Genomic DNA, 13,725 nt, shown 5'->3' with positions numbered 1-13,725 from the left:
AAGACCTAAAAATTAGGTAAAAATAAAAAAAGAAGACTTGCCTTGGCAAATCTTCTTCTAACTTTAAAGCTTAAAATTACTTAAGTTCTACTTTAGCACCAGCTTCTTCAAGTTGTTTTTTAGCTTCTTCAGCTTCAGCTTTAGCCACACCCTCTTTTAGAGTTGAAGGAGTTTGCTCAACTGCATCTTTTGCTTCTTTAAGACCAAGGCCTGTAAGAGCACGAACGATTTTAATAACTTCAATCTTTTTAGCACCGCCATCAGTTAAAACGATATCAAATTCAGTTTTTTCTTCAGCAGCAGCTGCAGCACCACCAGCTGCAGCACCACCAGCCACCATTACAGGAGCAGCAGACACACCAAATTTTTCTTCAAATTCTTTTACAAGTTCTGATAACTCAAGAACACTTAAATTTGAAATATATTCTAATACATCTTCTTTAGAAATTGCCATTTTTTATCCTTTTATTTAATTTATTCAGATTCTTTTTTATTTTTAAGCGCATTTAAACCTATTGTGAAATTGGTAATTGGCGCATTCCAAACTTGCAAAAGCATAGCAAGCAACTCATTGCGTGAAGGCATTTTAGCAAGAGCTTTAACCTTAGCAACATCTGCAACTTCGCCTTCAATATGAGCTGTTTTGATTTCAAATTTATCGTTATTTTCTTCAAATTTAGCAGCTACTTTTGAAACACTTAGCTGATCTTCGCCCCAAAGATAAATATTTGTATCTTTAAGAACTAGACCTGTTTTACCGGAATTGTTAAGAGCAATGTTAGCCAAAGTATTTTTAACAATTTGAACTTTTACATTGTTTTCTCTTGCATTATTTCTAAGCTCTTCTAGTTTTTTTGTGCTAAGACCTCTGTAATTACAAACTACAATAGCTTCACTAGCTTTAAAACCTTCTTCAAGTTTAGCAATAATCTCAACTTTTTCGCTTCTAGTCACATTTTCTCCTTTCCGATTGAGATTTCAAGTAGAGTGGAAATCCAATTAAGCTTACGCCTCGACTATCTTCAATCTAAAATAAACATCTCAAAAAATCAAAAATTTTTTCAAATGTTTATTTTAAAACAAAAGAGTTGCAAAAAAGCAACTCTTATTTCATATCAAGCAATTCTTGTGTTTCAAGCTTTACAGAAGGGCTCATTGTCAAAGATAAAGCCGCATTTTTAATATATCTACCTTTAGCTGCGGCAGGTTTGTGTTTGTTAATTGCCTTTACAAAAGTGCTAACATTGTCCCATAATTGTTCTTTGGAAAAACTTACTTTACCAAGACCTGCATGGATATTTCCTTGCTTATCAACACGGAAATTTACCTGACCACTTTTTGCATTATTAACTGCTTGAGCAACATCCATAGTCACTGTTCCGGTTTTAGGATTTGGCATTAAACCTTTTGGCCCTAAAATTCTACCAACTTTACCAACAAGTCCCATTAAATTTGGAGTAGCAATCAAAACATCAAAATTCATATTACCTTTTTGAATTTCTTCTACTAAATCATCGCTACCCACAATATCTGCACCAGCATTTTTCGCTTCATCAGCTTTTGCGTCTTTTGCAATTACAGCAACACGAACTTTTTTACCCGTTCCAGCAGGTAAAACAACAGATCCTCTTACCATTTGATCTGCATGTCTTGGATCAACATTAAGTTTTAAAGCAATTTCTACAGTCTCATCAAATTTAGCAGACTTTAAAGTCTTTATTGTATCAATTGCATCGCTTAAAGCATACTCTTTATTTGAATCAATTTTTTGTGATAATTCTTTTAATCTTTTTGCTATCTTAGCCATTTATTTTCTCCGCATTTTAAAGTGCTACCGCCTTTTACCTTGGCGGTGAAAGGATTAATCAACGATTTCAACACCCATAGAACGAGCTGAACCTGCAATAATTTTAGCAGCTTGATCTCTATCTTTAGTATTTAAATCTGCAATTTTCTTATCTACTATTTCTAAAACTTGAGCACGAGTTAACCTACCCACCTTATTTTTAAGTGGATTATCCGTACCTTTAGAAATTCCAGCTGCTTTTTTGATCAAATCCGTAGCTGGCGGTTGTTTTGTAATAAAAGTAAAACTTTTATCTGCATAAACAGTGATGACAACAGGGATATTAAAACCTGCCATATCTTTTGTTCTTTCATTAAAAGCCTTACAAAACTCCATAATATTAACACCTTGCTGACCCAAAGCAGGACCAACAGGTGGTGATGGGTTTGCTTTTGTGGCAGCAATTTGCAATTTAATTTCGCCTACGACTTTTTTAGCCATAACAAATCTCCTTACTTGATATAAATTAAATTATTTTCTCAACTTGAGAATATAAGATCTCCACTGGAGTTGAGCGTCCAAAAATAGAAACATTTAATTTTAATAAACCACGAACCATATCATACTCTTCTACAATTGCAGTAAAGTTTGCAAATGGCCCTTCTGTGATTCTCACATTTTCCCCTTCTTCAAAAGAAATCTTTGGTTTAGGCGCTGCACGATTGTGAACTTTTTCCAAAATCAAATTAATATCTTTTTCTGTTAAAGGGGTTGGCTTTTTGGATTCTCCAATAAAACGACCAACCTTTGGAAGAGATTGAATGCGATGCCAAAGCTCCGTATTTAAATCAAGAAGTGCAAAAACGTATCCTGAATACAAACTTCTTTCGCTAATCTTCTCCTTTCCATTCTTAAATTCAATAACATCTTCAGTTGGAACAACAATTTCTTTAAGTTGTTCTTCAATTCCGTTATCTTTTACTAAATTTTCAATGGCTCTTTTAACTGCCATTTCACTGCCAGCATAAGTTTGAATTGCATACCATTTATGAGTACTCATTTACTCTCCTTATACGATCGCAGAAACAATAGAGGACATAAGCCAATCCACTAACGCCAAAAACAAAGAAATCACCGCAACAACTACAAAAACTGTAATATAGGCATTTCTTACCTGTTCTTTTAAAGGAAAAATTACTTTCCTTAATTCGGCTTTTGATAATTTAAAATAAGTTATTAATTTTTCCATTTATTTAAACCTTAATTATGGCAGGGCAAGAGGGATTCGAACCCCCAACCATCGGATTTGGAATCCGGCGCTCTACCGTTGGAGCTATTGCCCTAAGGGCGCAAGCTTAACTTTTTAGCTTAACTTCTTTGTGAAGTGTATGTTTTTTTAATCTTGGGCAATATTTTTTTAATTCTAATTTTTCAGTAGTATTTTTACTATTTTTATAGGTGCTATAATTAATATCACCACATTCTTCACACTTTAAACCAACTTTAATTCTCATTTCAATTTTCCTTAAAAAATTAAAGCCAAGCTTTTAACTTGGCTTTATTAAATTATTTAATAATTTTAGAAACAACACCTGAACCAACAGTTTTACCACCTTCACGAATAGCAAAACGAGTTCCTTCTTCAAGTGCTACTGGAGCGATCAAGCTTACAGTAATTCTCACATTTTCACCTGGCATAACCATTTCAACACCATCAGCTAATTTAATCGAACCTGTAACATCAGTTGTTCTTACATAAAACTGTGGTCTATAGTTGTTAAAGAATGGAGTATGTCTACCACCTTCATCTTTATTTAAGATATAAACTTCAGCTTCGAAGTCAGTGTGCGGAGTAATTGATTTTGGTTTAGCAAGAACCATACCACGGATAACTTCTTCTTTTTTAGTACCACGAAGAAGAACACCTACGTTATCTCCTGCTTCGCCTTGATCCATTTCTTTTCTGAACATTTCAACACCTGTTACAGTTGTTGTTTGAGTATCTTTAATACCAACGATTTCAATAGTATCACCTACTTTTACAACACCTTTTTCAATTCTACCTGTAACAACAGTACCACGACCTGAAATTGAGAAAACGTCTTCAATTGGCATCAAGAAGTCTTTTTCGGTATCACGAGTTGGAGTTGGAATATAGCTATCAACTGCAGCCATAAGATCCATAATTTTTGCTGACCATTCACCATCTTGTCCAGCTTTAGCTTCTTCAAGAGCTTTTAAAGCAGAACCAGAAATAATAGGTGTATCATCGCCTGGGAAATCATAAGAGCTTAATAATTCTCTAATTTCCATTTCAACTAACTCTAAAAGTTCAGCATCATCAACCATATCTGCTTTATTCATAAAAACAACAATATATGGAACGCCTACTTGACGAGAAAGAAGAATATGCTCTCTAGTTTGTGGCATAGGGCCATCTGCAGCAGAAACAACCAAGATCGCTCCATCCATTTGTGCAGCACCTGTAATCATGTTTTTAACATAATCTGCGTGACCTGGGCAGTCAACGTGTGCATAGTGACGATTGTCTGTTTCATATTCAATATGAGAAGTAGCAATAGTAATACCACGCTCTTTTTCTTCTGGAGCATTATCGATATTATCATAATCTTTAAGCTCTGCTAAACCTCTTCTAGAAAGAACAGCAGAAATAGCAGCTGTTAAAGTAGTTTTACCATGGTCAACGTGACCAATAGTACCAATATTTACGTGTGGCTTATTACGTGAAAATTTTTCTTTAGCCATTTTTTTCCTCCGTATAAAAAATAAATTGAGCAAAGCAAGTCTTATATCTATATAATTTTTTCAATTCATGGAGCTCATAGCGGGAATTGAACCCGCGACCTCTCCCTTACCAAGGGAGTGCTCTACCTCTGAGCCATACGAGCGCTCAGAAAAATTATACACAATAACAGACAACAAAAACTCTTAAATGGGATATATACTGTAAGTTAAAGGTTTTAAAATACAGCTCCCAGTTCTTTTAAATTATTGGAGCGGGAAACGGGACTCGAACCCGCGACCCTCAGCTTGGAAGGCTGATGCTCTAGCCAACTGAGCTACTCCCGCAAAGCATGGTGGTGAGTCGTGGATTCGAACCACGGAAGGCGAAAGCCAGCAGATTTACAGTCTGCCCTCGTTGGCCACTTGAGTAACTCACCATAAAAATATTGCTTTTTCAATATTCTGGTCAAACACTGCTAAAATAAATGGAGCTGGTTAAGGGACTTGAACCCCCGACCTGCTGCTTACAAGGCAGCTGCTCTACCAACTGAGCTAAACCAGCAAAAATAAAAGTGAGATTATAACTCAAAAAAAAATTTTTGTCAAGACTTTTTTAGTTTTTCTATAAAATTTTAGTCTTGTAAAGTTTATTATCATAAACCAATATTATTTTTATCTATTTATGATAATCAAACAAATTTAAAAATTTCTTTGCTCTTTCGCTTTTTGGATTATCAAAAAAACTTTTAGGATCATTTTCTTCGATGATTTTTCCTTCATCCATAAAAATAATTTTATCTGCTACAGCTTTAGCAAAACCCATTTCATGAGTAACAATAAGCATAGTCATACCCTCTTTTGCAAGATTTAACATCACTTCTAAAACTTCTCTAACAATCTCAGGATCCAACGCTGCTGTAACCTCATCAAAAAGCATTAACTCAGGATTCATACATAGACTTCTTACTATGGCAATTCTTTGCTTTTGTCCTCCGCTAAGTTCTCTTGGATAAGCATGAATTTTATGCAAAAGTCCCACCTTTTCAAGCCAAATTTTAGCCTCTTTCAAAACCTCATCTTTCTTTCTTTTTTGCACTTTCATAGGCCCTAAAAGTATATTTTCTTCAACACTTAAATGCTCAAAAAGCTCATAAGATTGAAAAACCATACCAACTTTTTGACGCATTCTTGGCCATTCTTTAAAATCTTTATCTATTTTCTCATTATCAACATAAATATTACCACTTGCAATCTCTTCAAGCCCATTAATACAACGCAAAAGCGTAGATTTTCCACATCCGCTAGGACCTAAAATCACCACAACTTCTTTAGCTTTAACTTCTAAATTAATATCTTTTAAGGCGTGATGCGAACCATAATACTTTTGTAAATTTTCTATTTTTAGTATGCTCATTTTAGCTCCATTTTTTCTCTAATTTTCTTGAATATAAAGTGATGGGATAACAAAGTATAAAAAAGATAAAAAAAATCAAACCATAAATAATAAAAGGTGCAAAATCATTTCTATTATGAAATTCTATAATTTGTTGCCCTACTTTTACAAGCTCTACCGCGCCGATTAAATAAGCAAAGGTTGTACTTTTAATCATACGAGTAAGTAAATTCATGCTCATAGGAGTTAAACGACGCATAGCTTGTGGAATAATAATATAAACAAAACTTTGCACCGTATTTAAACCTAAAGATGATGCACTTTCATACTGATGCTTTGGAATACTCTGCAAGGAAACACGCACCAAATCCATCATCTCAAAACAACCCCAAATGCTAAAAACAATAATAGCTGCACTTACAGAACTCAAATCCCACCCAAACCATCTAGGAAAACCAAAATACACCACAAAAAGCCATACCAAAAGTGGCATAACACGCACAAATTCTAAGCCTAAACGACAAAAAGCATAGATATAGGTATTTTTAAAACTCATTAAAATTCCCAAAAACAACCCACCTATCGAAGTAATAATAATGCTGATAAATGAAATTTCAAGAGTGACAAAAAGCCCTTGCCAGAGTCTTAAAAGCGTATCGGTATTTAAAAGTTCAAGCATGAAACAACCTTTTTTCAAACTTTAGCAAAATAAAAGACAAAGGTAAGATAATACACAAATATCCCATAAACAACAAAAACAATAGCTCATCTGTCTTATAGGTTAAGGAATTTAAACTCTTCATTAAATTCACCAAATCTGGCAAGGCAATAATACTAACGACTGAAGTTTCTTTGATTAAAAATATAATATTAGCACTAATACTTGGCATAGAAATAGCCAAAGCTTGCGGCAAAATCACATAACGCAAATTTCCAAATTTTGAAAAACCCAAAGAAAGTCCCGCTTCAAACTGCTGTTTTCTTATGGCTTCAAATCCCGCTCTTAAACTCTCGGCCATATAAGAACCTCCTAAAAAACTAAGTCCTACTATAGCACAAGCAAAAGAAGGCCTTAAAGTTTCTTCTACGCTTAAGCAAATCAAATCAAGCGGTGGAATTTGCTCTAAATGTATATTAAATTTAGGTAAAGCATAATATAAGAAAAAAAGTTGAATTAATAAAGGCGTATTTCTTGAAAACTCTATATAAAGCTTGCAAATATTTTCTAAAATTTTTATTTTAAAATAACTCATTAAAATGCAAAACAAGCCTATTATCAAAGAAAAAATAATTCCAAAAAAGCTTAGTTTTATCGTAAGCCAAGCAGCCGTTAAAAAAGCAGGAGCTTGAACTAATATAAAATCAAAATCCATTCTCTACCTTAAATTTTTACCAAAGTTCTTTCATGATCATATCTTTATTTAAAATTTCAATTCTACCTTTTTTTGTATCAATAAGTTCTGAAATTTTAAGCTCTTTTAACACTCGAGATAAAGATTGTGCTCTAACATTTAAATCAATTGCAATTTGTTTTTGTGAAATTGTATCTAAATTTTTTTCATTTTCCAAAAGATACTTTAATAATCTCGTCCTTAAATCTAATGCATTTTGAGATAATTTCTTTTCTAAAATTTTAATTTTATCAAAAAGTGAACTGATAAGTAAAAAATTGAATTCTTTATTTTCACTGCATAAATTTTGAAAATTAATAAAATCAATTTCCAAAATTTCTCCATCTTCTTCAAAAATAGCATTAGCAGGATAATTTAATTTTTTAAAAGCAGGCATTTCTGCTATAAAATTTGGAGGATTAAAATAATGCAAAGTAATTTCTTTATCGCTTGCTGTACTTTTATAAATGCGTATTTTTCCCTTAAGTAAAATAAAAAATTTTTTAGCCTCTTCGCCCTCATAAAATAAAATACTATTTTTTTGAAATTTTTTTAATTTTCCTACACTAGATAAAAGTTCTAAATAATCTTTCATTATATACATTTTCCATTCTTAACTTATGTTAAATTTAATTTATCTTATTTTTGCTATATTAACGCCATAAAATTAACATTTAAGAAAGGCTTATATGAAATTTGAAACAATTAATCAAGAAAGCATAGCAAAACTCATGGAAATATTTTATGAAAAAGTTAGAAAAGATAAAGATTTAGGTCCTATTTTTAACAATGCTATTGGAACAAGTGATGAAGAATGGAAAGAACATAAAGCAAAAATAGGAAATTTTTGGGCAGGTATGCTTTTAGGAGAAGGTGATTATAATGGACAACCCTTAAAAAAGCATCTAGATCTACCTCCTTTTCCTCAAGAATTTTTTGAAGTTTGGCTAGGACTTTTTGAAGAAAGTTTAAATATGGTTTATAATGAAGAAATGAAAAATGTCATTTTACAGCGTGCACAAATGATAGCTTCACATTTTCAAAATATGCTTTATAAGTATGGTGGACATTAATTTGGCAATTTTTTTGCCAAATCTTTTTTTACCTTTTCTAAAATCTCCTCATCCTTAGAAAAATCAAAAAATTTAAACTCATTTCCATGTTGCATAAAACCATCGAGCAAATCTCCACTCAAACGATTTTTAAGATCAAGCTCTGCTATTTTAAACCCATCTAAAGTACTAGCAAAGTCTTTTAAACGACTTGGAATTTCTTTAAGCTTAGTATAAAGATAACAAGTACTTTTAAGCCCTACACGACCTACACGACCACGAAGTTGATGCAAGGTAGCAAGTCCTAAACGTTCCGCTCCTACAATCACTATCATACTCAATCTTGGCAAAGAAATGCCCACTTCCACCACTGTAGTGCTTAATAAAATATTTCCCTCATCTCTAAAACGCTCTAAAATTTCATCTTTTTGTTTATCTTTTCCATGAGTTACAAAAACTTTTTCATAATGACTCTGCCAATACCCCCTAGCCTGCTCCAAAGAAAGATAAGGAATATTATCACTAGCACTCACTAAGGGATAAATAATGATAATTTGATGATTTTTAGAAATTTCTTCTTTGATCTTCTCGCTAAGCTTAGAAAAACCTTCATTTTGTATACAATAAGTTGTAATATCTTTTTTAAAAGGCATTTGTTTAATAAAACTAAAATTTAAAAGTTCAGATTGTATCATGCTTAAAGTTCTTGGAATAGGTGTAGCCGAAAACTGTATAAAATGAGGGGCAAATTCTTGCTTATTTAAAGAATGAATTTTCTCACGCTGAGCTGATCCAAAACGATGTTGTTCATCTATCATTACAAGTACGGCATTATGGCTTTCTAAATGAATTAAAGCATGAGTGCCTATAATAAGATTTGCTTTTTGAATATTTTGTTCTAAATCTTTTTCTTTTTTGCCCCCTTTAATAAACAAAATATTCATAAAATCAGGCAAAAATTTCTTAGCCTCTTCATAAAGCTGATACGCTAAAATACTAGTAGGTGCCATTAAAATAGCCTGCTTAGGATAAACCATCAAAGCAGCACCGAGTAAAACCAAGGTTTTACCACACCCCACATCACCCATAATCACACGCCTTTTAGCTTCTTTTGAGTGTAAATCTTTTTCTATGTCTTTTAAGGCGTTAAGCTGATCTTTAGTAAGAGAAAAAGGCAAATCTTTAAGCCAATTAGCTATATTAAAAACATTGATTTGATGAGCTTTAAAATGCGTTTGTTTAGCTTTTAAACGCTTTAAAAAATTATATATTTCTATATATTTTAAATCTTTGCTAAAATTTTGCAAATTTTCAAACATAAAAAAACTTTTTTCATCATAAGCATGTAAATTTAAAAGAAAATGTATATATTTATCCTCTATGCCACTTTCTTTTAAATTTTCATAATTAAGATATTTATGTATAAAAGCGGCAATTTTTGTATCTTTTAAACCTAAAATTTGATACTTTGGACTAAAACCCTCAAAAGAAGTTAAAATTTTAGGATTGTTAAATTGCCAAGTGTGATTAAAACGCGAGAGTTTAGCATTAAAAACAAGCTCTTTTCCTACCTTGCAAACCCCAAAATGCCAAGCTCTAGGATGAAAAAATACAAAAGAAATATTTTCTTGCCATTCTTCACAAAAACCTAAACCAAAAAGTTGATTTTTTCTTGAACTAACGCTTTTTATAGTGATTTTTTGGGTGCAAATTTCATTTTCTTTAGGATTTTTACTTGGATTTAAATTTTCAATTTTTTTAGGTAAAAGAAGCGCTAAATCAATAGCACTTCTAATTTTTAATTTTTTAAAAAATTCAAAATCACTTTCTTTAATTTTCATTTTGTATGCTTGCAAAACTTATATTTAAAAGTTCTTGATGTTTTTTAATATAAGCATTTATGGTTTCAAGCTTAACCTTTTCCATAAGTTTTAATTCTTCTTTATAATATCCCAAATTTAAACCTTGATAAAATTCATTAAAGGCTATAGATAAACGCTTACTTAAGCTTTCATAACGCAAAGGAGTTGATCCTATGAGAAAATTTTTAGCTTGATCAAGTTCGTTTTGAGTCATGCCATTTTTTATAAAATCTTCAAAGAGCTCTTTTACGATTTTCTTAGCTTCTTTAGCGCTTTCATTTTTAGTTTGTAAATATCCAAAAACTCTAGAAAAAGACATATTCATATCAAGCATAGCATAAGCTGAGTATGCAAGACCTCTTTTAACGCGAATTTCTTCCATAATCCTTGAACCAAATCCTCCTTGCCCTAGAACAAATAAAGCAATTTTTGCAAGATATAAATCCTTATCTTTAAAATCAGCAAAAAAAGGCGTAGCAAAATAAATATAAGCTTGTTCACTTTCTGGGCGTACCAAAATTTCATCTTTGATGTTTTTGCTTAACTCATATTTTTTTGGAGTATTTTTTTTACCTATTTGAAGTTTTGATAAGAGTTTTAAAAGATCTTCCTTGGCTTGTTTTTCTTCTAAATCTCCTCCTAAAATCACAACCAAATCACTAAGATGGATAAAATTTTTATAAAAATTTTGCAAATCTTTTAAAGACAAAGTTTCTATACTTTTTTCATCTCCATCATTTGGACTTTGAAATTCTTTACATTTAAAAATTTGAGCATTGAGTAAATTTTTTGCTAAATAATCAAAATCACTATTTTTACTCGCGAGCTCACCTAAGGCATTGATTTTTAATTTTTGCAAAGTTTTTTCTTCTATTCTTGGTTTTAAAAGCAATTTTTCTAAACTCTTTAAAGCAAAATCAAAATTTTCTTTCAAGCAAGAAAGATTGATTTCCAAGCTTTCAAAACCACTACTTGCCTCTAAATTTATCGCTCTAAATTCTAAATCCTTAAAAAATTTATCATCCACGCCTTCATTTAAAATACGTGAAAACATCTTAGCTAAGCCTGCTATTTCATCATAACTTCTAGCGCAATTTCTAAAAACAAGCTTTAAAACAACAATGGGAAAATCAGAATTTTTTTCAAAAATAAAAGGGATTTTAACACCCCTACTCTCTAAATACTGCATTAAAACCTTTCTAAAATTTCATAAGCGGTATTGCGTTTAGCTGGATTTTCACCTAAACTTCTAATCAGCCTTATCATCTCATCTTGATTCATTCTATAACTTGCTCCTGCAGCACTTACTACATTTTCTTCCATCATAGTTGAGCCTAAATCATTGGCCCCAAATTTTAAAGCAAGCTGGCCTATAAGTGAGCCTTGAGTTACCCAAGAACTTTGTAAATTTTTAAAATTATCTAAATAAAGTCTTGCTAAAGCTAAAAGTCTTAAATACTTGTTAGAACTTTGTTTCATAATCTCTGGATGTTTTTGGATTAAAGCAGTATTATCACTTTGAAAGCTCCATAAAATAAAAGCTCTAAAACCACCTGTTTCATCTTGTAATTTTCTTAAATGTTCAAAATGATCGATGATTTCTTCATCATTTTCAACCGTTCCAAACATCATGGTAGCTGTACTTTTCATACCGATTTTATGAGCTTGGCGATGTACTTCTAACCAAGTAGCTGTATCGCATTTATTGGGTGCGATAATATCACGCACCCTATCACTTAGCACCTCAGCTCCCGCTCCTGGTATAGAAAATAAACCCTTAGCTTGTAATCTTTTTAACACTTCAGTGATTGAAATTTTAGATGCTTTTGCAATATAAGCGATTTCAACTGCTGAAAAACCATGCACAGTGATATTTGGATAATGTTCTTTTATCCAAGAAACTAATTCTTCATACCATTCTATTTTTAATTTTGGGTGCACCCCGCCTTGAAAAAGAATTTGTGTTCCCCCGATAGCTTCAAGCTCTTCTATCTTTTTGCCTATCTCTTCAAAGCTTAAAATATAAGCATCATCTTCTTTATGATGGCGATAAAAAGCGCAAAAAGAACAATCAATACAACAAACATTGGTATAATTAATATTTCTATCCACAACAAAAGTGGTGATTTTTTCAGGATGAAGTTCTAATTTTCTTTTATAAGCCATTTCTCCAAGTTCCGTTAAACTCGCATGATATAATAAATCTAAAGCTTCTTTTTTATCCAGTCTTTTCAAAATTTTTCCTTGTTTTTTACATAATTAAAATAATTATAGCATTTAAAATATAAATTATGCTATAGTTTCGCTTATGAATTACATTGAACTATTAAAAAATAATAAAAATATCAGAATATTAGCTTCGGTTCAGTTTATAGTATATTTTGGAGCATGGTTTTCTCAAACAGGAGTTTTTACCCTTTTGGTTGAGCTTAATGCTCCTACTTGGGCAACAGCTACAAGTGCTATGCTTGCTTTTTTACCTGGAGTTTTGCTTGCTCCTATTAATGGCGTCATAGTAGAGAAAAATAAACCTAAAAAACTTTTACTCAGTATGATTAGCATAGAATTAATTTCTATTTTTTGTCTTATTTTCGTCACAAGTCTTAGCATGCTTTGGCTTTTGTTTATTTTAATCTTCATAAGACTTTGCGTTGCTTCGATTTATTTTCAAGCTGAAATGAGTTTATTGGCTAAAATTTTAACCCCTCAAGAACTTAAACTCGCTAATGAAATGCACAGTGTCATTTGGGCGATTTCTTATACAGCAGGTATGGCAAGTGCGGGAATTTTTATTTATTTTCTAGGAGTTAAAACCGCTTTTTTATTTGACTGTGTGCTTATACTCATAGGCATTTCTTTTTTAGTAAGATTAAGTATTCCTGATTTTCATCAAAAAACACAAAATCGCTTTTTTACCATGATAAAAGAAGGATTTTTCTATGTTTTAAACAATAAGATAATTTTTCATCTTATCTTGCTTCATGCTTTTATAGGTTTAACTGCTTATGAAACCTTGGTTACGCTTTTAGCACAACATCAATACAAAGAAGTTTTATCCGCTGCTTTAGTAATAGGGTTTTTAAATGCAGTACGTGCTTGTTCTTTAGCTATAGGACCTATGGTTTTAAGCAAATTTATTAATGATAAAAATTTATTTTACATGTATCTTGGTCAAGGCTTAGGTATTATACTTTGGGCTTTAACTCAATTTAATTTTTATATTTCTTTTTTAGGTTTAATTGGTGCAGGTTTTTTTACCTCAGCACTTTGGGCTTATACCTACACCATGATACAAAAAAATGCTGACAAAGAATATCATGGTAGAGTGATCGCTTATACAGATATGATTTATCTTAGTTTTAGCGCTATTATTTCAATGCTTATGGGCTTTTTATTTGAAATAGGCTTGAGTTTAGAACTGATTACAGGTTTATTGGGTATGATTTTTATCTTTGCGGCATTTTATTGGAAGTGGTTTTATAAAAAATATTTGTGA

Annotated in this window: 16 protein-coding genes, 5 tRNA genes and 1 pseudogene; 2 read left to right on the top strand and 20 right to left on the bottom strand. The window is 31.7% G+C overall.

Annotation, left to right across the window (positions count from 1 at the left end; translation table 11 throughout):
• Positions 1-76: 76 nt before the first annotated feature.
• The 17 genes and pseudogenes from rplL to nssR all read right to left on the bottom strand — a co-directional run bounded on the left by rplL (position 77) and on the right by nssR (position 7,910).
• Complete coding sequence (gene rplL / locus AJ930_RS07560) at positions 77-454, bottom strand: 50S ribosomal protein L7/L12 (protein ID WP_002854820.1); 378 nt, start codon at positions 452-454, stop codon at positions 77-79.
• Positions 455-474: 20 nt separating this feature from the next.
• Positions 475-954, bottom strand: a complete 480-nt coding sequence (rplJ, locus tag AJ930_RS07555; protein ID WP_002858610.1) for a 50S ribosomal protein L10 — start codon at positions 952-954, stop codon at positions 475-477.
• A gap of 151 nt (positions 955-1,105) precedes the next feature.
• Positions 1,106-1,807: a 50S ribosomal protein L1 gene (gene rplA, locus AJ930_RS07550; protein WP_002854928.1), complete on the bottom strand. Its 702-nt coding sequence runs from the start codon at positions 1,805-1,807 to the stop codon at positions 1,106-1,108.
• A 54-nt stretch (positions 1,808-1,861) separates the two neighbouring features.
• Positions 1,862-2,287, bottom strand: a complete 426-nt coding sequence (gene rplK / locus AJ930_RS07545) for a 50S ribosomal protein L11 (RefSeq protein WP_002861210.1) — start codon at positions 2,285-2,287, stop codon at positions 1,862-1,864.
• Between the two features lie 25 nt (positions 2,288-2,312).
• Positions 2,313-2,846, bottom strand: a complete 534-nt coding sequence (gene nusG, locus AJ930_RS07540; protein ID WP_002851098.1) for a transcription termination/antitermination protein NusG — start codon at positions 2,844-2,846, stop codon at positions 2,313-2,315.
• Between the two features lie 9 nt (positions 2,847-2,855).
• Positions 2,856-3,035, bottom strand: a complete 180-nt coding sequence (gene secE / locus AJ930_RS07535; protein WP_002854985.1) for a preprotein translocase subunit SecE — start codon at positions 3,033-3,035, stop codon at positions 2,856-2,858.
• Between the two features lie 18 nt (positions 3,036-3,053).
• Positions 3,054-3,129, bottom strand: a tRNA-Trp gene (locus tag AJ930_RS07530).
• Between the two features lie 12 nt (positions 3,130-3,141).
• Complete coding sequence (gene rpmG / locus AJ930_RS07525) at positions 3,142-3,300, bottom strand: 50S ribosomal protein L33 (protein WP_002793551.1); 159 nt, start codon at positions 3,298-3,300, stop codon at positions 3,142-3,144.
• A 52-nt stretch (positions 3,301-3,352) separates the two neighbouring features.
• On the bottom strand, positions 3,353-4,552 hold the full coding sequence (gene tuf / locus AJ930_RS07520) for an elongation factor Tu (RefSeq protein WP_002855271.1): 1,200 nt from the start codon (positions 4,550-4,552) through the stop codon (positions 3,353-3,355).
• A 68-nt stretch (positions 4,553-4,620) separates the two neighbouring features.
• Positions 4,621-4,695: transfer RNA gene (locus AJ930_RS07515), tRNA-Thr, on the bottom strand.
• 104 nt (positions 4,696-4,799) lie between these two features.
• A tRNA-Gly gene (locus tag AJ930_RS07510) sits at positions 4,800-4,876 on the bottom strand.
• A 6-nt stretch (positions 4,877-4,882) separates the two neighbouring features.
• Positions 4,883-4,968 (bottom strand) — tRNA-Tyr (locus tag AJ930_RS07505).
• Positions 4,969-5,017: 49 nt separating this feature from the next.
• Positions 5,018-5,093 (bottom strand) — tRNA-Thr (locus AJ930_RS07500).
• A gap of 91 nt (positions 5,094-5,184) precedes the next feature.
• Positions 5,185-5,945: pseudogene (locus AJ930_RS07495) on the bottom strand (amino acid ABC transporter ATP-binding protein).
• A 1-nt stretch (position 5,946) separates the two neighbouring features.
• On the bottom strand, positions 5,947-6,603 hold the full coding sequence (locus tag AJ930_RS07490; RefSeq protein ID WP_002861208.1) for an amino acid ABC transporter permease: 657 nt from the start codon (positions 6,601-6,603) through the stop codon (positions 5,947-5,949).
• On the bottom strand, positions 6,596-7,297 hold the full coding sequence (locus AJ930_RS07485; RefSeq protein ID WP_002861207.1) for an amino acid ABC transporter permease: 702 nt from the start codon (positions 7,295-7,297) through the stop codon (positions 6,596-6,598). Before AJ930_RS07485 ends, AJ930_RS07490 begins: the two co-directional genes overlap by 8 nt.
• A gap of 16 nt (positions 7,298-7,313) precedes the next feature.
• Positions 7,314-7,910 (bottom strand): nitrosative stress-sensitive transcriptional regulator NssR, encoded by a 597-nt coding sequence (gene nssR, locus AJ930_RS07480; protein WP_002868789.1) that lies wholly within the window; start codon positions 7,908-7,910, stop codon positions 7,314-7,316.
• A 94-nt stretch (positions 7,911-8,004) separates the two neighbouring features.
• On the opposite strand from nssR, the gene ctb reads away from it, so the two are divergent.
• Entirely contained in the window at positions 8,005-8,388 is a 384-nt protein-coding gene (ctb, locus tag AJ930_RS07475; RefSeq protein ID WP_070240606.1) for a truncated hemoglobin Ctb, read from the top strand.
• Here ctb and recG read toward each other — a convergent pair.
• The 3 genes from recG to AJ930_RS07460 are packed head-to-tail and all read right to left on the bottom strand — an operon-like array spanning position 8,385 to position 12,464.
• Complete coding sequence (recG, locus tag AJ930_RS07470; RefSeq protein WP_070275102.1) at positions 8,385-10,208, bottom strand: ATP-dependent DNA helicase RecG; 1,824 nt, start codon at positions 10,206-10,208, stop codon at positions 8,385-8,387. The genes ctb and recG overlap by 4 nt on opposite strands.
• Positions 10,198-11,418 carry a M16 family metallopeptidase gene (locus tag AJ930_RS07465; RefSeq protein ID WP_002861203.1) on the bottom strand — a complete coding sequence of 407 codons (1,221 nt, stop codon included), beginning with the start codon at positions 11,416-11,418 and terminating at the stop codon, positions 10,198-10,200. Before AJ930_RS07465 ends, recG begins: the two co-directional genes overlap by 11 nt.
• Positions 11,418-12,464 (bottom strand): dehypoxanthine futalosine cyclase, encoded by a 1,047-nt coding sequence (locus AJ930_RS07460; RefSeq protein ID WP_002861202.1) that lies wholly within the window; start codon positions 12,462-12,464, stop codon positions 11,418-11,420. Before AJ930_RS07460 ends, AJ930_RS07465 begins: the two co-directional genes overlap by 1 nt.
• Before the next feature lie 73 nt (positions 12,465-12,537).
• On the opposite strand from AJ930_RS07460, the gene AJ930_RS07455 reads away from it, so the two are divergent.
• Positions 12,538-13,725, top strand: a complete 1,188-nt coding sequence (locus AJ930_RS07455; RefSeq protein WP_002861201.1) for an MFS transporter — start codon at positions 12,538-12,540, stop codon at positions 13,723-13,725.

It is taken from the genome of Campylobacter sp. BCW_6871 (assembly GCF_001762325.1).
GTDB classification, from domain to species: Bacteria; Campylobacterota; Campylobacteria; order Campylobacterales; family Campylobacteraceae; genus Campylobacter_D; species Campylobacter_D jejuni.
The sequence above is the reverse complement of the archived record's forward strand: the minus strand, read 5'-3'. Positions and strand labels throughout refer to the sequence as shown.

What these genes read in the sequence shown, in the direction of transcription:
- secE (WP_002854985.1), bottom strand. Translation starts at nt 3,035, where the DNA reads ATGGAAAAATTAATAACTTATTTTAAATTATCAAAAGCCGAATTAAGG.
- nusG (WP_002851098.1), bottom strand. Translation starts at nt 2,846, where the DNA reads ATGAGTACTCATAAATGGTATGCAATTCAAACTTATGCTGGCAGTGAA.
- AJ930_RS07455 (WP_002861201.1), top strand. Translation starts at nt 12,538, where the DNA reads ATGAATTACATTGAACTATTAAAAAATAATAAAAATATCAGAATATTA.
- tuf (WP_002855271.1), bottom strand. Translation starts at nt 4,552, where the DNA reads ATGGCTAAAGAAAAATTTTCACGTAATAAGCCACACGTAAATATTGGT.
- rpmG (WP_002793551.1), bottom strand. Translation starts at nt 3,300, where the DNA reads ATGAGAATTAAAGTTGGTTTAAAGTGTGAAGAATGTGGTGATATTAAT.
- AJ930_RS07465 (WP_002861203.1), bottom strand. Translation starts at nt 11,418, where the DNA reads ATGCAGTATTTAGAGAGTAGGGGTGTTAAAATCCCTTTTATTTTTGAA.
- AJ930_RS07490 (WP_002861208.1), bottom strand. Translation starts at nt 6,603, where the DNA reads ATGCTTGAACTTTTAAATACCGATACGCTTTTAAGACTCTGGCAAGGG.
- rplK (WP_002861210.1), bottom strand. Translation starts at nt 2,287, where the DNA reads ATGGCTAAAAAAGTCGTAGGCGAAATTAAATTGCAAATTGCTGCCACA.
- rplA (WP_002854928.1), bottom strand. Translation starts at nt 1,807, where the DNA reads ATGGCTAAGATAGCAAAAAGATTAAAAGAATTATCACAAAAAATTGAT.
- AJ930_RS07485 (WP_002861207.1), bottom strand. Translation starts at nt 7,297, where the DNA reads ATGGATTTTGATTTTATATTAGTTCAAGCTCCTGCTTTTTTAACGGCT.
- ctb (WP_070240606.1), top strand. Translation starts at nt 8,005, where the DNA reads ATGAAATTTGAAACAATTAATCAAGAAAGCATAGCAAAACTCATGGAA.
- recG (WP_070275102.1), bottom strand. Translation starts at nt 10,208, where the DNA reads ATGAAAATTAAAGAAAGTGATTTTGAATTTTTTAAAAAATTAAAAATT.
- rplL (WP_002854820.1), bottom strand. Translation starts at nt 454, where the DNA reads ATGGCAATTTCTAAAGAAGATGTATTAGAATATATTTCAAATTTAAGT.
- nssR (WP_002868789.1), bottom strand. Translation starts at nt 7,910, where the DNA reads ATGAAAGATTATTTAGAACTTTTATCTAGTGTAGGAAAATTAAAAAAA.